Annotated in this window: 17 protein-coding genes; 11 read left to right on the top strand and 6 right to left on the bottom strand. The window is 71.8% G+C overall.

Annotation, left to right across the window (positions count from 1 at the left end):
- The first annotated feature begins 286 nt into the window (after nucleotides 1–286).
- Entirely contained in the window at nucleotides 287–1027 is a 741-nt protein-coding gene (locus tag OTB20_RS21535; RefSeq protein ID WP_267819794.1) for a hypothetical protein, read from the top strand.
- A 390-nt stretch (nucleotides 1028–1417) separates the two neighbouring features.
- On the opposite strand, the gene OTB20_RS21530 is transcribed toward OTB20_RS21535, so the two are convergent.
- Together OTB20_RS21530 and OTB20_RS21525 are read right to left on the bottom strand one after the other, a co-directional pair.
- Complete coding sequence (locus OTB20_RS21530; RefSeq protein WP_267819793.1) at nucleotides 1418–2176, bottom strand: hypothetical protein; 759 nt, start codon at nucleotides 2174–2176, stop codon at nucleotides 1418–1420.
- A 50-nt stretch (nucleotides 2177–2226) separates the two neighbouring features.
- Nucleotides 2227–2652 (bottom strand): hypothetical protein, encoded by a 426-nt coding sequence (locus OTB20_RS21525; protein ID WP_267819792.1) that lies wholly within the window; start codon nucleotides 2650–2652, stop codon nucleotides 2227–2229.
- Between the two features lie 385 nt (nucleotides 2653–3037).
- Here OTB20_RS21525 and OTB20_RS21520 point away from each other — a divergent pair, with 385 nt between their 5' ends.
- From OTB20_RS21520 to OTB20_RS21490, 7 genes are all read left to right on the top strand, one after another.
- Nucleotides 3038–4225, top strand: a complete 1188-nt coding sequence (locus OTB20_RS21520) for an ATP-binding protein (RefSeq protein WP_267819889.1) — start codon at nucleotides 3038–3040, stop codon at nucleotides 4223–4225.
- Nucleotides 4222–5064 carry a roadblock/LC7 domain-containing protein gene (locus OTB20_RS21515; RefSeq protein WP_267819791.1) on the top strand — a complete coding sequence of 281 codons (843 nt, stop codon included), beginning with the start codon at nucleotides 4222–4224 and terminating at the stop codon, nucleotides 5062–5064. The genes OTB20_RS21520 and OTB20_RS21515 overlap by 4 nt, the downstream gene beginning before the upstream one ends.
- On the top strand, nucleotides 5057–5452 hold the full coding sequence (locus OTB20_RS21510) for a DUF742 domain-containing protein (protein ID WP_267819790.1): 396 nt from the start codon (nucleotides 5057–5059) through the stop codon (nucleotides 5450–5452). The genes OTB20_RS21515 and OTB20_RS21510 overlap by 8 nt, the downstream gene beginning before the upstream one ends.
- A 3-nt stretch (nucleotides 5453–5455) precedes the next feature.
- Entirely contained in the window at nucleotides 5456–6016 is a 561-nt protein-coding gene (locus OTB20_RS21505) for a GTP-binding protein (RefSeq protein ID WP_267759850.1), read from the top strand.
- 10 nt (nucleotides 6017–6026) lie between these two features.
- Nucleotides 6027–7406 (top strand): cytochrome P450, encoded by a 1380-nt coding sequence (locus OTB20_RS21500; RefSeq protein ID WP_267819789.1) that lies wholly within the window; start codon nucleotides 6027–6029, stop codon nucleotides 7404–7406.
- A 113-nt stretch (nucleotides 7407–7519) separates the two neighbouring features.
- Nucleotides 7520–8767 (top strand): cytochrome P450, encoded by a 1248-nt coding sequence (locus OTB20_RS21495; protein WP_267819788.1) that lies wholly within the window; start codon nucleotides 7520–7522, stop codon nucleotides 8765–8767.
- Entirely contained in the window at nucleotides 8764–9555 is a 792-nt protein-coding gene (locus tag OTB20_RS21490) for an enoyl-CoA hydratase/isomerase family protein (protein ID WP_267819787.1), read from the top strand. Before OTB20_RS21495 ends, OTB20_RS21490 begins: the two co-directional genes overlap by 4 nt.
- 100 nt (nucleotides 9556–9655) lie before the next feature.
- On the opposite strand, the gene OTB20_RS21485 is transcribed toward OTB20_RS21490, so the two are convergent.
- Both OTB20_RS21485 and OTB20_RS21480 read right to left on the bottom strand, forming a co-directional pair.
- A complete protein-coding gene (locus OTB20_RS21485; RefSeq protein ID WP_267819786.1) occupies nucleotides 9656–10057 on the bottom strand; it encodes an Imm50 family immunity protein in 402 nt (133 codons plus the stop codon).
- A gap of 9 nt (nucleotides 10058–10066) precedes the next feature.
- Nucleotides 10067–10561, bottom strand: coding sequence for an Imm50 family immunity protein (locus OTB20_RS21480; protein ID WP_267819784.1), 495 nt, complete (start codon nucleotides 10559–10561; stop codon nucleotides 10067–10069).
- Between the two features lie 215 nt (nucleotides 10562–10776).
- On the opposite strand from OTB20_RS21480, the gene OTB20_RS21475 reads away from it, so the two are divergent.
- From OTB20_RS21475 to OTB20_RS21465, 3 genes are all read left to right on the top strand, one after another.
- On the top strand, nucleotides 10777–13239 hold the full coding sequence (locus tag OTB20_RS21475; protein ID WP_267819781.1) for a protein kinase domain-containing protein: 2463 nt from the start codon (nucleotides 10777–10779) through the stop codon (nucleotides 13237–13239).
- 105 nt (nucleotides 13240–13344) lie between these two features.
- Entirely contained in the window at nucleotides 13345–14607 is a 1263-nt protein-coding gene (locus OTB20_RS21470; RefSeq protein ID WP_267819779.1) for a VWA domain-containing protein, read from the top strand.
- The gene (locus OTB20_RS21465; RefSeq protein ID WP_267819777.1) at nucleotides 14607–15422 is read left to right on the top strand and encodes a hypothetical protein; all 816 of its coding nucleotides are present in this window, start codon (nucleotides 14607–14609) and stop codon (nucleotides 15420–15422) included. The genes OTB20_RS21470 and OTB20_RS21465 overlap by 1 nt, the downstream gene beginning before the upstream one ends.
- A 107-nt stretch (nucleotides 15423–15529) precedes the next feature.
- On the opposite strand, the gene OTB20_RS21460 is transcribed toward OTB20_RS21465, so the two are convergent.
- On the bottom strand, nucleotides 15530–19336 hold the full coding sequence (locus OTB20_RS21460; RefSeq protein ID WP_267819774.1) for a pentapeptide repeat-containing protein: 3807 nt from the start codon (nucleotides 19334–19336) through the stop codon (nucleotides 15530–15532).
- Nucleotides 19333–20409, bottom strand: a complete 1077-nt coding sequence (locus OTB20_RS21455) for an AAA family ATPase (protein WP_267819772.1) — start codon at nucleotides 20407–20409, stop codon at nucleotides 19333–19335. The genes OTB20_RS21460 and OTB20_RS21455 overlap by 4 nt, the downstream gene beginning before the upstream one ends.
- Between the last annotated feature and the right edge of the window lie 18 nt (nucleotides 20410–20427).

Here is a 20427-nt window from a genome sequence, read left to right as displayed (position 1 = left end):
GCACGACAACGGCGCAGCCGGACTCCGTCTCCGTAGCGGCGTGGACCGAGCCGGTCCCCCCGCACGGCGGGATTCGTTGCGGACCAGGGTGGAGTAGGCGCGCACGGAGTTCCCGGGGGCCTCGACGACCGGCGCCCTATCCGACCCCGACAAGGAGACCATCACCAAGGTGACTCCGCTACTCCGCCTGCTCGACACCGCTCTCCCCGGCCGCGAGGACAACATGAGGACAACATAGGGCCGGGCCCCTGGACGCAGCTTCGCCCACGGCCCCCCTGGTCTCCCGTTGGCAACCCCGGGCGGCGCCGACCGCCTCTACGCCCTCACCGACTCCGGCACTCTGCGCGAGCTCCCGGACACCGACCCCGGCGGTACGCTCCTGGCTGCCGACTCCTGGCTCGTCACCGACGGCCGGGTGCGCGCCCTGGACCGTCACTGGCACCGGTTCGCCACCACCTGCGCCGAGACCGCGGACATCCCCCGAGCACACCTGGACTCCTTCTGGACCCCGCGGTGGCGGACCTCCTGCCCCGGGACGCCGGCGCCTGGTTCCCCCGCGTGGAGCTCGAACGCTCCCCGGCGGACGCACCCCCGGACACGCTCCTGCCCGGCGCCCACCGCCTGCTGTACCGGCTGCGCCCCGCCCCCGCCCGCAGCACCACGGCCAGGGTCTGGGGCATGGCCGTCCGCGCCCCCGCCGCACCCCCCGCCATGGGAGGGTGAGACCCTGTGCCACCCGGCCGGCGAACTGCCCGTCCTCCCCGGAGTCACCGCCGCACTGCTCCTGGACCACGCCGCCCGCACCGGCGTACCCGTACGCCCCGTCCGGCGCCGGCTGTCTGCCCTGGCGGACCGCGAGGTCTGGGTGACCAACGCCCTCCACGGCTGCGGCCCGTCACCGCCTGGACCCACAGCCCTCGCCGAACAGTTCGCGCCGGGCCGGCGTCGGACAGCCGCCGATGTGATCGAGCTGGCCACCCGGGAGTTCCCTGACTTCGACGACACCATCATGGAGCTCTGTCGCTGAAACCGGCGCCCCCACCTGCACGGTGCGGTGCATCGCGTGCGATGCACGCACCGAAGGGTTCCGGTCACGGCACTGGCGAGCGGAGTACCCGAAGGCCTCGCCGTTGGCCGGGAGGCCACCCCGAGCCGGGCTTGTACGTGGTCACCGGAGCGACCTTTCCGCCCTGGGTGACCTTGGACATCGGCAGCGCGTACAGCGCGCCGGCCGCGTTCGGGCCGAAAGGCATTCCCACGTACAGCTTGGTCGCGGTGAAGTTCGACGGGTGCGCGCCTCTCTCTCCCCCCGAGCCGATTGGCTCTCTCGATGCATGAGCAATCCCAAGACCGTTCGGGGCGGTCGGTCAAAGCCGCGAAGCGGCCGCGGGTACGCCTCGGCTTCCCCAGGCGGCGGTCAGCCGTTGCCGTAGTTCTCCATCAAGTCGGCGATCAGTACGGTCAGGGCTTCGACGCGGTGGCGGTCCTCGTGTTGCCCGCGCAGGCGGCGGTCGAGAGCGCGGAGTCGGGCCAGGGCGGCCGGGTTCCGGTTGCTCACCTCGTCGAACAGCGGCGCGGTGACGAGGTCCAGGCATTCGGTGAACAGGAGCCGGGTGGCCGGGGCGGGCGGAGCCGGGTCGGGAGCGGCGAAGGCCGTGGTCAGGTATTTCACGGGGTCGGTCAGGCTCCAGCCGACGATGGTGCCGTGCTGGACCAACAGCGCAACGTCGGGGGCGATGCCGATGCGGGCCTGCAGGGGTTCGTCGAGGACGTCGAGGTCGCGGAGGCAGGTCAGCACGGCGTCCGCGGGGGCGCGGCAGAGTTCCGTGGTCACCTCCAGGCGGAAGTCCCGGGCCTCGTCCGCGCGAAGGCCGCCCGGGCGGACGGGCGGTGCGGTGGGCACCCGGGCACCGTCCTCGGCGTCGGCGACCACAGCGGCCATGTGGAACTCGGCGCCGACCAGCTCCCGGCCGGCCGGATCGAAGCGGAGCTCGTCGGGGGTGTCCCACAACCAGTCCTGGCTGCCGAAGGTGTCGAGCTGGAACCGCTCGCGCTCCTTCACGTCCGGGTAAGGAGCGATGTACACAAGGAAGTCCCGGAAGGCGAAGCGCGGTGTGACGGAAAGGGGTTCGCCCGTCACCGTCGCGGTCCAGTCGGCGTCGATGGTGATTCTCATGATGCATACCGCCTCATCGGATCCGTACGGCCGGAGGGGCCCCTGGGAGCTCAGCCGGCGATCGCGTACCAATCCTCCCGGACCTGCAGGATCCACGTGCGCATCGCGTCGTGGCGCGGGTCGGCCGGCAGCGCCGAGAGCCGGGCGAGCAAGGCTCCGAGCCGTACCAGGAGCGCGGGGTCCCCGTCCTGCATCATGTCGATCCCGGGCTCGACGAACAGGTCGAGGAACTCGGCGAGCGCCTCCCTGAAGGCCTCCACGGCGGAGCCGGGCGTGCGGTCCTCGAAGGTTTCCGCCACACAGTCGGCAGGGCGATCCAGGATCCAGCCGGCGTACGGCCCGTCGGCGGCGGCCACCAGGTCCCGCAGCCACGCGCTGCCGTCCCAGGCCGGGGCCCCTGCCTCGGGAAGCGCGACCATGACGCCCGCCGAGCGGCTCCGCCTGCGCGAGGAGACCTTCGAACCGGGCGCCGCCACCTGCCGATGAGGCCATGGGGGGCTTGGATGACGGCATCTCAGATCTATGTGGAGATTGTCACTTCTCTCATGAAGAACTGGTTGACGGACCGCCGCCGAGAGGGACGGCAGCTGACAGATGCGGGGGCCGAAAGACCTAGTCAACCCGCCTCCGTGACAGCCTGGTTGGGGGTTCTCGGTGCCATGGCAGGCGTCCGGAGGGGCGGAGATCCGGTGGTAGCATCCCGGCATCTGTGATCTTGTTCCGTTTGGCGCAGATGCCGATTCGCGATCGGCGGCACGCTCTCCGCGTAACAGCAGGTGAACAGTGCCGATCAGCTGCGTTGCGGGTCCTCGCGAGGTGTATCTGCAGCCGTCCGCATGCCATGCGCCGGGAAAGGTTTCCATGAATCGAGACGCACTTGTGTGGTGCTTGGTTGCGGTGGCGGCGATAGCCGTTGTCGCGGTCGTGGCACTCGTCGCCCGCAACAGAGCGCTGGGGGCGAAGAAGCAGCACACCGAGGCCGAACTGAGGCACCAGCTACTCGCGGCAGACAGTCATCTGCACTCGTCGCGCGCCGAGCTGCAGAGGTTCCGGGGCGAGCAGGACGCCACGCTCCGCGAAGCCAAGGAAGCGGCGGAGGAGAACACCAAAGCCGTCCTCAAGGGTGCCGCCAGCCTCCTGCAGAGCCTCGCGGCCGAGCAGACCACACTTCTGGACGGCATCCAGCGCAAGTACGGCGGACACGGCGTGCTCAGCGACCTGTTGGACGTGAACCACGCCAACGCGCAGATGGCGCGCAAGGCTCAGGGCATCGCCGTCATGTGCGGTGCGCCGCTCGGCCGGCGCAACAGGCCCGCCAGCGTCTACGACGTGGTGCGCAGCGCCCAGGGCCAGATCCGCAACTTCCACCGGGTCGCCATCATGCAGCAGGCCGGTCTCGCCCTGAAGGCGTCCGCGGTCGCGCCCGTGGCCCTCGCCGTGGCGGAGCTGCTCGACAACGCTGCCAGCTTCTCGCAGCAGGACGCGCCGATCGAGGTGACGTTCCAGCGAGTCCAGAACAACCTGTGCATCGTCATCGACGACGCCGGCGTCAGCATGAACGACGAAGAGCGCCAGCGGGCGACCGCGCTGCTCTCCGGGGAAGTCGCCCCCCGCCTGTCGCAGCTCGGGACCCAGCCGAAGTTCGGCTTCCCGGTCGTCGGCCTGATCGCACGTCAGCACGGTTTCAGGGTGGACGTCACCGGAGTCTCCCGATACGGCGGCGTCAGGGCCGTCGTCCTCTTGCCCGAGGAGCTGTGGACCATGGAGGAGATACCGCCCGCGCAGGAGGCTCCGGTCAGCAACATCCGGCGCGCCGCCGAGAGCCGGCCCCCGATCGCCACGTCGCGCACGATGCACGGTCTGCCCAAGCGCGGCGAACGCCAGGCACCCATCGCGAGCGTCCCCGATCCCGACGCCGCCTCGCAGGCGCCGCGGACCCCGGGCGAGACGGGCCGCGCTTCCGGGCGCAGCCTGGGCGCCTTCCAGCGTGGCACGCTCTCCGGCCGCAATCTTGACGCCACCTCGTTCGAAGGGCCCGAAGACGCATGACCGCAGACCTGTCGTGGATGCTCGAGGACATCGTGCACAACGTGCCCCGCGCACGGCACGCCGTCCTGCTGTCCGCGGACGGCCTTCCTCGCGGCGCGACGGAAGGCCTGGCCGAGAAGGATGTGCGCACCATTTCCGCCGCCATGGCCGGCATGCAGTCGCTCAGCCGGGCGACGGCGCACTTCGCCGGGCCGGAGGAGGACCGGCAGTGGAACCAGACCATCATCGAGTTCTCGCACGGCTGGAGCTTCCTGATCGGGGCAGGTCAGGGTTCCTACCTCGCCGCCGCGGCCGCGCCCGATGTGGACATGCAGCAGATCTCCTTCCGCATGCACCGTCTGGTCGCCCGACTGGGCAACAACCTCACTTCGCCTCCGAGGGTGAGCGCGGAGGACGCCGGAGTTGCGCGCGGGAGCGCCCCCCGGCAGCAGAGGTACGGTGACGCGGGATTCGTCCTCGGCGAGCTCGACCAGGTGATGTCCGAGGTCAAGGGTGCCCGCCACGCGGTGCTGCTGGGCTCGGACGGCCTTCCCCGCGGGGCGACCAACGGGATGAGCCGCGACCTGGCGGACACGATCTCCGCGGCCATGACGGGCATCCACGCCTACAGCCGGGTCACCTCCCAGTTCGCGGGGGTCGTCGAGGACGCGCAGTGGCGTCAGACGGTCATCGAGTTCCAGCACGGCTGGATCTTCCTGATGGCGGCCGGCCCCGATGCCTTCCTGGCCGCTGCCGCCGAACACGACTGCGACATAGAGGAATTCACCACGCGTCTGCACGAGGTGGTTCCGAGACTGACCTTGGCGGCGACACCGGGGAAGGGGACGAGCCATGTCTGACGGGCCCGAACAGGATGAAGAGCTGGAACTGACGTCTCCATTAGTCCCGCTCTTCGTGATCACGAACGGACGAGCGCTGCCCCCGGACCACGAGTACGAGCACACGACGCTCGTGACGGCAGCGGCGGCGGAGAACGGGCAGGTCGCGGCCCGCACGCTGTCGCCGGAAGCGGGACAGGTCATGGACCTGGTCGCGAACGGCTTCCTGTCCGTGGCCGAGGTCGCAGGGCACACGCACCTGCCCCTGGGCATCGTCCGCATCCTGCTGGCGCAGTTGGAGGAGGACAGCCTCATCCTGGCGAGGTCACCGATACCGCGCGCCGAACGTGTCGACAGAGAACTGGTCAGCGCCGTGCTCGAGGGCCTGAAGAATCGATTCGGAGCTTAACGCGTGTACCTGGATCCAGATGTCTCCCACGCGGTGAAGATCCTCATAGTGGGGCACTTCGGGGTCGGCAAGACCACCTGCATCGGCAGTCTCTCCGAGATCGAGCCCCTCCGGACCGAGGAGGAGATCACCGAGGCCAGCGTGGGCTTCGATGACCTGTCGGGCACACCCGACAAGAAGACCACCACGGTCGCCATGGACTTCGGCCGGCTCACCCTCAGCGACACGCTGGTGCTCTACCTCTTCGGAACGCCCGGCCAGGAGCGGTTCAAGGAGATGTGGGAGGAGCTCTCCCGGGGTGCGCTGGGCGCGCTGGTCCTGGTCGACCCGGAGCGGCTGCACGAGTCCTTCCCCGTACTGGACCTCGTCGAACGCTTCGGCCTGACGTACGCCATTGCCGTGAACCACTTCGAGGGCACCACGCACTACCCGCTCGACGAGGTGCGCGAGGCCCTGAACCTCACCGCCGAGACCCCCGTCGTGGAGTGCGACGTACGGGACGAGAACTCCTCGGCGCAGGCCCTGATCACCCTCGTGACACACCTCATGTCCCAACTCGGCTAGGAGCGCAGGAATGCAACAGCCACGTGAATCGCAGGAGATACCCCCCGGCTGCCCCGCGCACGGGAACGTCCAGATGTACGGCCCCGCCTTCGGAGCCGACCCCGACAGCCACTACGCACAGCTGCGTTCCTTCGGCCTCAGTGCGCCCGTGGACATCGCCCCCGACGTCCAGGCCGAGCTCGTCACCAGCTACGACGCCGCCCTGTACGTCCTGCAGAACCCCGCCTCCTTCGTCCGCGACTCCCGCCGCTGGAACGCCCTCAGCGAAGGGCGCGTCCCGGCCGACAGCCCGGCACTGCCCATGATGGGTTACCGACCCAACGCGCTCTTCAGCGACGGTGCGGCACATGCCCGACTGCGCAGGGCCGTTACGGACAGTCTCGCCACGGTCAACGAGCACCAGCTCATCAGGCAGACGCAACAGTCCGCCAACTACCTGATCAGCCAGTTCAGTACCGACATCCGCGGCCGGGCCGAGCTGATGGCCGAGTACGCCCAGCCGCTGCCCCTGCTGGTCTTCAGTGATCTGTTCGGCTGCCCGCCCGAGATCGGCGACCGGGTGATCGCCGGGATCAGCGGCATCTTCGAGGGCACCCCCGGGGCCGACGAGGTGCTCGGCGGAGCGCTCACCGAGCTGATCGCCCTCAAGCGGCGGCGTCCGACAGCCGACCTGACGACACGTCTGATGGAGCATCCGGCCCAGCTCACCGACGAAGAGGTGCTGCACCAGCTGGTCACCCTGCTCTCCGGTGGCACCGCGCCGCTGGCCGCGGCCATCGGTACCAGTAGCGCCCTGTACCTCGGAGAGGACTGGCAGGTCGGCCTCCCGGTCGAGGACGCGGTCTCCCAGACCCTCTGGAACTACGCGCCGATCGCCAACTACGCCGCGCACTACCCGACTCATGACTTCGAGCTCGGCGGCAGGGTGATCCGGGCCAACGACCCGGTGCTGATCTCGTTCGCCGCGGCCAACACCGACCCGAAGCTGACCGAGCACCGCGAACAGCTCAGCGCCAAAGCCCACTTGGCCTTCGGAGCGGGCCCGCACGCCTGCCCGGCCAAGGACCCGGCCTTCATGATGGCCGTGACTGCCGTCGAGACGCTGCTCAACCAGCTTCCCGACGTCGAGATGCGCGTGCCGTTCAAGGCCCTCACCTGGGCGCCGAGCCCGTGGAGCCGCACGCTGGTCACCCTCCCTATCCGCTTCACCCCGAGGGCCGTTCCCCAGGGCGCCGAGTCGGCCGGATCCAACGCCGGCCAGGCCCAGCAACAGACGGCCGCCACCTCGCCCTCCCACGCCGGACCCTCACGCACGAACGCCGGTGTCCCGTCACAGCCCAAGGGCGGTGGCCTGTTCAGCCGCTTCCTGGCATGGACCAGGGGCGAGTGAGGCAAATGGGGAAAGTGTGATTCTGGTAACTCCCTGAGTACTCAGTGGTAATGGATGCTTTAACGATCATGCGGGTATGCATGGCGGCTGGTTCTCAGAAAGGGGCAGCCATCATGAGCGTCGCCACAACTCCGACGTACGACCGCCGGGCGTCCGCCTCCCTCTTCTCCCGTCTGCGGACGGCCAGAGGGCAGGCCGACCCCTTCCCGATATACGCAGAACTCCTCTCACGCGGAGAGGTGTTGCCCGCGCCATGGGGCGGCTCCGTCGTGACGGGCTTCGCTGCCTGCGACCAGGTTCTGCGCAGCCGTCAATGGCTGGAGCCCGACAGGGAATGGCGGGAGCGCCAAGGGCCCGGGACCCGCTGGAACGCGCCCTCGTCGCGCGAGATGAGCAACACGCTCGCCGCGCTCAACCCCCCTGACCACACCAAGGTGCGGCGGGCGGCGGGCACGTTCGACCGGGCCACCATGGAGCGCATCGGCCGCGATGTGAACCGGACCACCGATCAGCTGCTCGACGCCTTCACGGAGCGAATACGCACCGGCGAGGCGGACTTCCAGGAACTTGTCTGCGAGGAGCTGCCGGTGGCCACCATAGGTGGCTGGCTCGGGCTGCCGCAGGCCGACTGGCCCAGGCTCCGGCAGTTGACGCACGATCAGGTCTTCACCCAGGAACTGCTGCCGTCGGCCAGCCAACTGGCATTGTCCGACGCCGCCACGGCCGAACTCCGCTCCTATTTCATGGACCTGGTGCGCGACCGGCGCGCCCACCCCGGCGATGACCCCATCACCCGGTGGATCGAGACGTGGGACGCGCTCGAGCCCGACCGGGACAAGGCCGACGAAGCCGTCTACTTCCTGGTGTTGTTCGTCCTGCTGGCCGCCCTGGAAACCACCGCGACCCTCCTCTCGACGATGACGCTCCGGCTCGTCGAAAGCCCGGAACGCTGGGACATGATCGCCGACAACCCGGACCTCGTACCCGGCTTCGTGGAGGAGACGCTCCGCTACGACCCGCCCACCCACGTGATCAGCCGGGTCGCCTCGCAGGACTCCGTGCTGGGAGGCATGGAGATCCGCCGCGACGAGATGGTCCACCTCATGGTCGGAGCGGCGCACCGGGACCCGGCCAGGCACAGCGAGCCGGACCGGTTCGACCCCGCACGCGCGCCCGGCCACCTCGCGTTCAGCGGCGGCATCCACTACTGCCTCGGCGCGCCGCTGGCCCGCCTCGAAGCCCAGACCCTTCTCCACCGGCTGATCCGGCGCAGTCCCCGCCTCACCCTCGTACGCCCCCCGTCGATGGCGCCCCGTGTGGCGTTCCGCCGCCTGCTGAACCTGGACGTAGCACTCGCATGACCGATTCGACCCCCGCCCCCGCCCCCGTGCACACCCGGACCGCTCCCAAGGCGATCCATGCCGAGCAGGACGGCCCCGTACTTCATGTCCGCCTCAACCCCTGGGGGCAGGAGGACACGTTGGACACCGCCGTCCTCGACGACCTCATCACCCTTCTCGACGACCTCCACGAGAGACCCGACGTCCGGATCCTGACGCTGTCCTCACTGGGGACGGACTTCTGCCTGGGTGCCGACCGGGGCGAGTACCAGGAGGCGCTGGCCGCAGATCCCTCCGGAGTGGGCCTGAGGCGCATCGCCGACAAGGCGCACCGCCTGTGCCAGGCCCTGGAGAACACGCACGCGGTCACCATCGCCCGGTTGCACGGGCGGGTCATCGGCGCGGGTCTCGCCCTCGCCGCCTTCTGCGATCTGCGCGCCGGCGCGGACACCAGCCGCTTTCGCATGCCGGAGGTCGGCATCGGGCTGCCGCCGGCATGGGGCGGGGCGATGGGACGCCTGGTCTCCGAGGTCGGCGCCTCCAGGATTCGCGAGCTCATGCTGACCTGCGACGTCTTCGACGCCGACACGGCCCACCGGATCGGTCTGCTCCACCGGACCGCCCCGCTGGACCAGCTGGACAAGGTGATCGATTCCTGGACCAGGCCGCTGGTCCGACGCTCGCCCGAGGCACTCGTCCTGACCAAACGGATGCTGGCCGGCTACGCACGGGCGGACAGGACCGCAGACGTCTCCCTGCTCGACTCCCATCTCCTGGCAGCCACTCTCCAGCAGCACACAAGGGTCTGATCCGCCCGGGCCCAGGCGGGCTTCCGACACGATCCGGTCGAGGAGCGCCGCCCTCCGCCCGGGTGTGGCGTCGGTGGAACGCCTCGGTCAGGGGCCCCCGTCAGAGCGAGCCCTGCAAGTAGACGCGGACGTGGGTGATCCGGGAGGTCTTCGCGGTGAAGGAGATCGAGCGGGTCGGGCTGGTCACCGACAGCCGTTGGCGGCCCGCCGGGGTTTCGCTGACGGTCGCCGTGCGGTCGTGGCCTTCCGGGTGTTCGGCGGCGATCCCCGTCATGCGCAGTTCGTCCACACCGCTGAACACGACGAAGAAGCGCAGGGTGTTGTACGTGCCCTCCTTCCAGTCCGGCTGCGGGTGGTCGGGCAGCCGGCCGGTTTCGAAGCCGAGGGTGACCGAGGTGTCGCGCTCGTCCACCTGTACGTAGTACAGCGGGCAGCCGGAGAGCTCCGGCGGCGTGTCGTACAGGGCCGCCAGGGGTGGCCAGGGGGGAAGGCTCAGGCTCATCTCGGACTCTCAGACCCGCTCGTAGAAGGTGTTGACGTGGGTGGGCGGCAGCTCCGGGTAGAGCCTGCGCTCGAGCCGGCGCGTGAGGCCGCGCGGCCCGCCGTCCTCGCCGTCCGCGCCCCGGGTGAAGACTCCGAGCCGCCCGGCGACCACGGAGGTGTTCGCCGTGAAGGCCACTTCGGCCCCGTCCGCCGTCACCCGCACCGAGATCCGGTGCTCCGGCGGGGCGGCGAGCGCGGTCAGCTCGATGCGCGCCGTCACCGGCGGGCGCCACCCGTTCATCACGAAGTCCTCGACGTGGGAGAACTGGAGCTGGCACTGCATCGTGTCTCCGGACCCCGCGTCCCACCGGTCCGGGAAGGCGGGCAGGTCGAGGCGGAGCGTCACGGCAGAGGCCCAGCCGTCCAGGTGGACGGAGCGGAGCCGCACGGTCGTCAGCGGTGGGAGTTCGTCGTAGTACGGGGCGAAGACGTCCGCGTTCACGAGGAAATCGTTCCAGGTCATAGTGGTGGCGCTCCTCCGTGCCCGGCTTCTGGCGGCCGAACCGGTGGTCGGGGAGGACGAGGCGTCCCCGTCCGGCAGTTCGTATCGCTCCTCGGTCTACCAGAGCGCCTTGCCGTCCGGCCGGCCGGGTGGCCCGGGGGCGCCACCGCCCTACAGGGGCGCGGGTCCGGGATAGGGTGCCGCCGACGAACGTACAAGGTTGGGCGGGGCGGGACATGACACTGCGGGACGGGGATCCGCGGGCGATCGGCGGGTATGTCCTGATCTCCCGCCTGGGTTCCGGCGGGATGGGGACCGTGTACTCGGGACGGGCCGCTTCCGGGCGGCTCGTCGCGGTGAAGCTGGTGCACCAGCAGTTCGCCGACGACCCGGAGTTCCGGACGCGGTTCCGGCAGGAGGTGGCGGCCGCCCGGCGGGTGAGCGGGGCCTTCACCGCCGCGGTGGTGGATGCCGACCCGGACGCGGAGCGCCCCTGGATGGCCACCCAGCTGGTGCCGGGACGGACTCTGGGCGCGCGAGTGAAGGCGGAGGGGCCGCTGCGCGGCAGTCCGCTGCGCGTGCTCGCGCTGGGACTGGTGGAAGCACTGCGCGAGCTGCACACCACCGGGGTGATCCACCGTGATCTGAAGCCGGACAACGTCATGCTGTCGGACGACGGGCCTCGGGTCATCGACTTCGGGATCTCGCGTGCGGCGGGGCAGCAGACGCTGACCTCGACGGGGCAGATCCTGGGGACGCCGCCGTACATGTCGCCGGAGCAGCTGTCGGCTCCGGCACGGGTGCGGGCTTCGTCCGATGTGTTCTCGCTGGGGTCGGTGCTGGTGTTCGCGGCGACCGGGCGGGGGCCCTTCGACGCGGAGTCGCACTACATGACGGCCTACCGCGTGGTGTCGGAGGCGCCGGACATCGCGAAGCTGGCCGATTCGCTACGGGTCGTGGTCGGGGCGTGCCTGGCCAAGGAGGCGGCCTCCCGGCCGGGGCCGGACGAGCTGCTGGCCGCGCTGGCGGAGATCCCGGCGGCCGACTGGGATGCCCCGCTCCGCGAGGGCGGGGACCTGGGCGGGAAGGCTCGTAGCGCCGCCGGGGGCGGGACCGGATCGCCGGCCGGCGCAGAAGCGGATCGGGCTGCCGACACCGACACCGACGGCGACGGCAGCCCGGCAGAATCGCCTGCCACGTCCCCGGAGGGGGCCGAGGCCGCCGGGCCGCTCACCCGGCCGTCCGGGCCGCCGACCGGCCCGGCCTCGGGCGTGGCGACGACCCGGCGGCCTCGGCGGCCTCGGCTGCGCACCCTCCTCGCCGGGGCGCTCGCGGCTTCGCTGCTGGCCGGCGGCGGGGTCTACCTGCGGCTCTTCCAGCCCGACGGCGCGCCTTCGGACGACGTGAAGTCCCCTCGGACCTCCCAGTCGTCCACCGGCCCCTCAGGGACCGCCGACGGCGCCGCGAAGCCACCCTCCCGGCCGGCGGTCAACGGGACCCTCGCCCCGTACGTGGCCACCGACGGCGGCAGTCCGGCCGGCAGCCGCGCCTACGCGGACTCGCCTGACCGGCGCCCCGCCGGATGGCGCGCCTGGGACGGCGTGAGGGACATGGGGACCTGCGCGTACGCGGCCTCCTCCCTCGTGTGTACCTCGCCCCGCGCCGACAAGAGCGTCCCGGGCGACGGGCTCAGCCGGTACGACGCGGCGACCGGGGAGACGCTGTGGGAGCAGCTGCTCCCAGACGTGGTGGACGGGCAGGCGCCGATGGTGGCCCCGGGAGCGGTCGCCGGAACCCAGACGGTGATCGTGCTCGGCAGCAAGGGTTTCACCGCGCTGGACCTCGTCGAGGGCACCCGCCGGTGGGAGTTCCCCACCAAGGAGAAGCTGCGGCGGCCGGTGCTGGACGCGGACGGCAGCCGGGTGTTCGCGGTGAGCGCGTCCGGCACGGTCACCGCGCTGGAGACCCGGTACGGGAAGGTCCTGTGGCAGCAGGCGGTGTCCGGGTCCGAGGACGGCTTCCCAGCGCTGCGCGTGGACGGGGACCGGGTGTACGTACAAGGGCGGACCCAGAACGCCGACATGGGGTTCCAGACCTTCGTGACCGCTCTCGACGGGGCCACGGGCAAGAAGCTGCCGTTCGGAACTCCCCAGGACGGCACCCGGTTCGCGATGCCCGGGACGTGCGAGACCCGCGGACTGACGCTGGCCCGGAGAGACGGTGTGGCGACCTTCTTCCTGTGCAGCAAGGAGAACGGGGCGGGCGTCCTGCTCGGCGAGCCGGCGCGGCAGCGCACCACGGACCTCCCGTACGCCGGCACGACCCTGTCCGGTCCGGCCGCGGCCGGGGAGAGGGTGTACCTGATGGCGACCGCGGCGGGGGGCGAGCCGGGCTTCATGGAGCTCAACCAGGAGTCCGGCGGCGCCCGGTGGCGGGTTCCGCTGGCGCAGGAGTGCGCCGACCCGGAGCGCCCGGAGGCGGCGAACGCGGTGGTGGTGACGGGCGGGCTGGCGTACGTCCGGTGCCGGACCTCGGGCGTGGTGATCGACCTGGCCTCCCGCAAGCAGACCGGCCGGTTCACCGTCCCGGGAGGCGTCCGCCCCGGGACGGACGGCCCGGCCGGCTTCCTGGTGGTGGGCGGGGTGGTCTTCACCCCGACCGCCAAGGGATGGTCGTCCGTCGAACCCGGCGCGGTCTAGGGCGTCCCTTTCGGATCGGGTCCGGCCCGATCCGAGGGACAGCCCTCAGACCCCTTTACGGGCACTCGGTTTGGCGGGCCGGGGGAATCTCAATACGATCCGGCGATGATCACTAGAAGATGGGTGGCGGCCGGTGCTTGCGGCCTGCTCGTCACCCTGGCTGCCGGGTTGTTCCCGGCAAGTGCCGCCGCCGGTGAACCGGTTGCGAAGGAAGCGCCCAAGGTCGAGTTGGTGCTGGACGTCAGCGGCTCGATGCGCGCCAAGGACATCGACGGACAGACCCGGATGTCCGCCGCGAAACAGGCGTTCAACGAGGTACTGGACGCCGTACCCGACGAAGTGCAGCTCGGCATACGGACCTTGGGTGCCAACTACCCCGGCCCCGACAAGAACCTGGGCTGCAAGGACACCAGGCAGCTCTACCCGGTCGGCCCCCTGGACCGGACCGAGGCCAAGACGGCGGTGGCCACGCTCGCCCCCACCGGGTGGACGCCCATCGGACCGGCGCTGCTCGGCGCCGCCGAGGACCTCAAGGGCGGTGACGCCACCCGGCGGATCGTGCTCATCACCGACGGCGAGGACACCTGCGCCCCGCTCGACCCCTGCGAAGTGGCCCGCGACATCGCGGCCAAGGGGATCCATCTGGTCATCGACACGCTCGGGCTCGTCCCCGACGCCAAGACCCGCGACCAGCTGATCTGCATCGCCGAGGCCACCGGCGGTACGTACACCGCCGTGCAGCACACTGCCGAACTCTCCGGCAGGGTCAAGCAGTTGGTGGGCCGGGCGGCCACTCCGGTGGTCAATCCCGTGGCCACCGAGGGTGCCAGGCAGTGCACGGGGGCACCGGAGTTGAAGCCCGGTCTCTACACCGACCGCGAAAGCTTCTCGGAGCACCGCTGGTACCGGGTCGCGGTATTGCCCGGCCAGGAACTGCGGGCCTCGGTCAGCATCGGTTCCGATCGCGCCGTGAACAACGACTACGGCGTGCTGCTGCGCGCCACGACCCTGAGCGGGCGGGAGATCGTACGCGGCCAGGAGGCCGGTGACGGTCGGACCGACCTGATCTCCTCCGGGCTGCGCTATCCCAAGGCCGGGAGCGGGGACGACGAGGAGCCGGCCGAGACCGTGTGCCTGCAGGTCAGCAACTCCTTCTCGGCGCCCGCCTCGGTCAAGACCACCCCGGGCATGCCGGTGGAGCTGACCATCGACGTGGTGGACGGCCCGGACGGGGCCTCCGACGTGGCCGCCTTCGGCCTCGGGCGCGGCTGGTGGCTGCTCGGCGTACTGGCGCTCACCGGCTTCCTCGCCGGAGTGGTGTGGGGCTGGGTCTCCCGCTGGCGTATCGCGGTCTGGAGGACCAACTGATGAGTGCCGTGAGACGTGACCGAAGCGACCGGCCCGCGACCGGACGGCGCGCGCGAAGCGTGCGACGCACGCTGACCGCCGCCCTGCTCGTGGGTGGCGGCCTGCTCGGGGTGGCGGCCTCACCGTCGCCGAGCCCGAGCGGCGGGGGCGACACCCCGACCGAGGCCGGTACGGCCTTCCGTACCGCCACCCCGGTCCAGTTGGGCCAGGAGGCCACGGCCGAGGCCTCCACCGGTGACTACCTCTACTGGGTGCTCCCCCTGGACTCGGGGCAGCGCGCCACCGTGCGGGCCTCGGTGACCCTGCCCGCCGCCACCGGACGGCACTCCGCGTCCACGTGGCAGCTGGACGTGTACGACGGTCTGCGCCGCCGCCAGCCCTGCATGTACGGCACGCAGACCGGTACGGCCGCCAAGGACGCCGCGACCGTCGATCTGTCCTGCACCCTGCGTCCGGTCCGCTCGGGCGCCGACCAGTGGGCCAACGACGCGCTGCCGGGCGCCTACTACATCCGGCTCACGGTCACCGACCTCGCGCCGGAAGACCTCGGCCAGCCGGTACGCGCCCTCCTGAAGGCCGACGCCAAGGACGTCGGCGGCGCCTACGCGGCCGACAACGCCCTGGCCGTACCGCTCGTCCCCGGCGCCGGTACGGCGTCCGCCATCGAGCCTGCCGACGGCTGGTCCGGCACCTGGTGGTCGGACCGCTGGCTCTGGACGGCGGCCGGCGGTCTGCTCGCCGCCCTCGCGGGCATCGGCGGCTACCGCCTGACCCGCGGCCCGGGACGCCCGGGACGGGTGCCGCCCACCGCCTGATACCCAGGCGCACCACGGATCCCCGGGCCGGTGCCATCGGCCCCCGCCCGGGGATCGCGGACCCAGCCCGTTCCACCTGCTCCGGCGGACGGGGCAGTCCCGGGGAGCTACGACCCGGTCGGGGCGGCGTCGTCTTCTGCGTCCCCTTCTGCGTCCCCTTCTACGTCGTCTGCGGACCCGTCTTCGACCTGGTCCGCGGCCTGGTCCGCGGCCTCGTCCAGATCGAAGCTCGCGGCGCCCGACGCGGGCAGGAACGCCCGCCACGCGTCGGGAAGTCCGGCGGGATCGTGGAAGGTCACGTCCCTGAAGTGGCCGTGTCCCGCGAAGTCGGCCTCGTCGAACGTCACCCTGTCCGCGAAGACCGTGTCCGCGAAGGCCGCCGAGGCGGCGAAGGTGACGCGGTCGAAGAAGGCCAGGCTCTCGAAGCGGACCCCGTCGAAGCGCAGCCCGGAGGCCCACACCGCGGAGGCGAAGGAGGCGGGCCCCGTAAAGGTGGTCCGGCTCCATTCGTTCCCGGCGCGGAAGACAGTGCGCCGGAAGTTGGCCTCCCCGCTCACCCTCATCCCGTTCATCCACGCCTCGTTCCACACATCGGCCCGGGACATGTCGAGGCCTTGGGCGAACACGGCCTCCGTGAAGTCCGCGTCGCCGCCGAAGTCCGCCCTGACGAAAGCCGCTTCACGGTCGAACACGACGGCGCCGAACGTGCAGCCGCGCCGGAATCCGGTCCGGCCGAAGGAAGCGCCGCCCCTGAACCGGGCCGCGTCGAAGGCTGCCCGACCACGGAAATCCGCCCGGTCGAAGGAGACGCGGGCCTCGAACTCGCCGCCCACCGTGCTCCAGTCGTCATCGAAGCGCGCACGGTCGAACAGCGCACGCCGCATCCGCACGTGACCTGTCTGCGGATCGCGCAGCACCAACAGCAGCCGGTCGAGCAGACCATCGGCGAAAGTGGTGCCCCGCAGGTCCACGTCCGCGCCCGGCCGCAGGCCGAACAGGTAGGCGTCCTGGTCCGCAGCGCTCAGATGTGCCAGGCAGCGCCTGCCGGCGGGCAGCCGGACGCCGATGCATCCGGCCGCATCCGCCTCCGTGCTCACGTACCCGCACCGCGCCCAGTCGACCGTCCGGTCGACGAGTGCGTCGTCGAGGCTCAGCTCCGCGTCGATCAGCGTCCGCCCCAGATCGACGACGGTGTCACGCCAGAACCACCCTTGCGGGTCCGCTTCCGCACCCGCGCCCCGCACTTCGGCCGCGAAGTATTCCAGTCCGTCGACACCGAGCATCGATGCTCCCAGAACGGGGAGGACCAATCCCGCTTCACCTGTCCGGGCCGGCTTCTCGCCGAGTTCCACACGGCGGGACAGCTCCAGGGCCTCGTCCACCGCCGGGCCGCTCAGCCCGCCCTGGGCGGACGTGAACTCTCCCTGGGCCAGGGCCACGGCCAGGGAGACCTCCCACTCGCCGGAGCCGCCGCGCAGCCGGGACAGGGCCGCGGGCAGCTCGGTCAGCAGCAGCCCGGCCTTTCGCAGGGCTGCCGGCTCGGCCACCGTGGCGAGCACCACCCCGTCCTCCAGGAGGCTCAGTACTCCGGTCACCCCGGTGTCGGCCCGTACCCGCTCGAGGAGTTCGAGGACCTCCGGCCCGGCCTCTCGGCCGATCGGCGCCGTGGTCACCTCCGGCCGCACCGCCAGGCAGATGCCGCGGAGATCGTTCCCCGTGCGCGTGTGCGTCGCCATGGCCTCACGGAATCCGGCCTGTTCGAGCAGGGCCGCTCCCGTCAGGAACACCATCCGGTCCGGCCAGACGGTGTGCACGATGCCGGCCAGCCGTCCGCCGTGGGAGACCGGGGAGCCCGCGTAGTGGGTCCAGCCCTCCGCTTCGGCGGAGAGCCGGACGAGCTCCCCGTTGCGCTCCCCCTCGTACGGGAGGACCTCGCCGGTCAGGGCCACCGGTTCGCCCTGATCGGTGGACCCGTCCACGACGAGGCGCTCCCCCGGTGCGGCGAACCCCGCCGCCCAGGCGGGCTCCGTCCAGAGCGCCGGGTCCACGAGGTCCTCTTCCGACAGGAGCAGGAGGGCCTGGGGCGCCGCCCCGTCCCCCCAGACTCTCCGGCAGAGGAACTCCTGCCCCTCCACGCGAACCCAGGCGGAGCTGTTCGTCTGCCCGGCCTGTGCCTCGCCGACCGTCAGGACCAGCCGGGGCGACAGCAGTACGCCGACGGCCTGCGGCTCCCCCAGCGGCTCGAAGCCGACCCGCACCACCCGGCCGGCCGGACCCGATGCCGGCGCGGGCGCCGATCCCGCCGTCGGCGTCCGCCCGGTGGCGAACGGCATCGCCTCCGGGTCCACTTCGCGGCGCCCCCCGATCCCGGGCTGGAGGCGGACCGCCGTGAAGTCCCGGCTGGTGCCCCGATGCCGGGACATGTACTCCCAGACGCGTCGGCGGACCAACTCCCTCACGGCGGCGACGTCTCCGCGCAGCTGCGAGCCGAGCAGGGCCTCGCGTACGCCCGGCAGGAACTCGAACTGGACCGTCTCAGCAGGCTGTTCGCCGTCCCAAGGGGCCAGCAGGCCACCCAGGGCCACCTCCGCGAGGTGACCGTGCTCGGACTCCCGTAGCAGGGAGCGGCGTACGAGGGTCATCACGGGCAGGGTGAGCGGCACTGCGGCCAGGTGATCGGCGAGGCGCTGGGCCGTCGGCGAGGCACTCGCGCGGAACCGCTCCACCGCCTCCAGGGGGTCCGGGAAGGGCTTCGGGACCTCGGGCATCCCGTCCGGGGCCTCCCCCGTCGGCTCCGCGTCGAGGCGCAGGCACGCCAGGCGCCGCCAGCGGCCGTCGCCGGACACCACCCGTACCAGCCGGGCCAGGCTTGCGGAGGCGATCCCGACGACCGGGATCACCGCCCCGCCGCCGCGGGCCCGCCGGGCCATCGGGACCCGCTGCCAGGAACGGGTGGCCGCCGCGGGCCGGTCCGCGCGGACGGCGAAGGGGACCGGCTGTACCGCCCCGCGCGTCCAGAGCCGCTCGGGCAGGACGTTCAGTACGGCCACGGCGTTGTGTGCCGACCAGTGCCGGAGCACACCGCGCAGGGGGGCCTCGCGCCAACCGCCGGCCACCGTGTCGGAGAGGACCAGGATCAGGCGCCGGCCCGCCGGGTCGACCAGCTCCAGGGGGTTGCGGGGCGGGGTGTCGCGGCGGTGCGTGACCATGGGGGTGCCGCCGGGGCCGGTGCCCGTGAGCCGCCAGGTCCGCACGTCGCGAAAGACACCGCTGCGGGTGAGGAGCCCGCGCACCTCGTCCACCAGATCGGACCAGAGCAGCATCGAGCGGTGGGTGTCGACGACCAGGGCCACGTCCAGCCAGCGGCTCTCCGCGGGCCGCAGGACGGGGGTGAGCACCATCCGCTCGATGCTGCGCTCGACGGTGGCCTGTTCGTCCAGCTCCTCCCCCGGGCCGCCGATGTTGCGGCGGCCGATGGGGCGCAGGGCGCGCATCAGCGCGAGCGGGTCGTCGAGGATGGCGGCGCGCGGCAGCCGCAGCGCGGTGCCCCGGCGCGGGGCCGGAGCGGGCGGCGCGCCGCCGGGGGCGGGGTCCGCTGCGAGGTCTGCGCTCCGGTCGGGGGCGGGGTCCGCAGGGCCGTCGGGGAGGGGGCCGGGCGGTGCGGGGAAGTACTCGGCTCCCGGTTCACCGGCGGCGCCGCGTACGGCGGCGGGCAACTGAGCTTGTCCGTCGGCCGGTTCGGGTGGGCCGGCCGGCTCCGGCAGCGGCGGCCCGGGGAGCTGCGGGTGGGTGGTGGCCGCGTCCACGCGGGTCGCGAGCCACAGGATGTCGGCGATCTCCTCCGCCCCGACCGCGGGGCGCGGGCCGCCGTCCTCGGCGCCCTCGGTCAGGGCGGCGAGGAGCTTCTCGATCATGCGGAGGGCCCGGTGAGGTGGTGCATGACGGTGGCGAGGAAGCGGTCTCGGTCTCCGGGGGCGGACCAGGCGCCGGCCAGGCGGAGCTGGATGGCGTTGAGGAGTTGGTCGGTGGCGAGGTCGCCGTCCTCGGCGCGTTCCAGGAAGCTCTGGACGAGATCGCGGTACTCGTCGCTGTTCTCGATGTCCACGCCGAGCCGGCCGCGGACGATGCGGGCGAGCTTGTCGGGTCCCGGCGGGTCCAGGTGGAGACGGACGCAGCGGCGCAGGAAGGCGGGCGGGAAATCGCGTTCGCCGTTGCTGGTGAGGACGACGATGGGGAAGTACCGGCACTGGACGCGGCCTTGGGTGATCCGGACGGCCTCCTCGGTGTCGTCGTCGGTGCCGATGGCGACGGTGGGGGCCTCCTTGGCGATCCGGGCCAGCTCGGGGATGACGAATCCGCCGTCCTCGAAGACGGTGAGGAGGTCACCGGGAAGGTCGATGTCGCTCTTGTCGATCTCGTCGACGAGCAGGACGCGCGGGCGGTCCTGGGGCAGGAGCGCCGTGCCGAGGGGGCCGAGGCGCAGGTAGCGGGCGATGGACGGGCCGCCCTCTGCGGGAACGGGGGCCGGTGCCGGGTGCGGCTCGGCGCCGGGTGCCCGCATTTGCTCGAGCCCGGCCTCCTGGAGCCGGCCGATCGCGTCGTACAGGTACAGGCCGTCGCGCAGGACGGTCCGGCTGGTGACCGGCCAGTGCAGTACCGGTCCCAGGCCGAGGTCGGAGGCGATGCTCGAGGCGAGGGTGGACTTGCCGACCCCTGGCTTGCCGGTGATCAGGAGTGGCCGGCGCAGGTGCAGGGCCGTGTTGACCACGTCCTTCTCCAGCTCGTCGGGTACGTAACCGCCGCCGCGCCGCCAGGTGCGCTCCCAGGCCGGTCCCTCGCAGCCGGGGGGCAGGTACCCGGGGTCGGGGGCGCCGGTGAAATCCCGCCAGGGCGGTGGCGGTCCGGCCTCCAGCCTGGCCCGGCGCTCGGCGGCCTCACCGGCCCCTTGGTACAGCCACCAGTCCTTCACCACTGCCTCTGCCTCCATCGTCGGTTTCGCGGTCTG

This window comes from Streptomyces sp. H27-H1, assembly GCF_026627445.1.
In the GTDB taxonomy this organism is placed as follows: domain Bacteria; phylum Actinomycetota; class Actinomycetes; order Streptomycetales; family Streptomycetaceae; genus Streptomyces.
The sequence above is the reverse complement of the archived record's forward strand: the minus strand, read 5'-3'. Positions and strand labels throughout refer to the sequence as shown.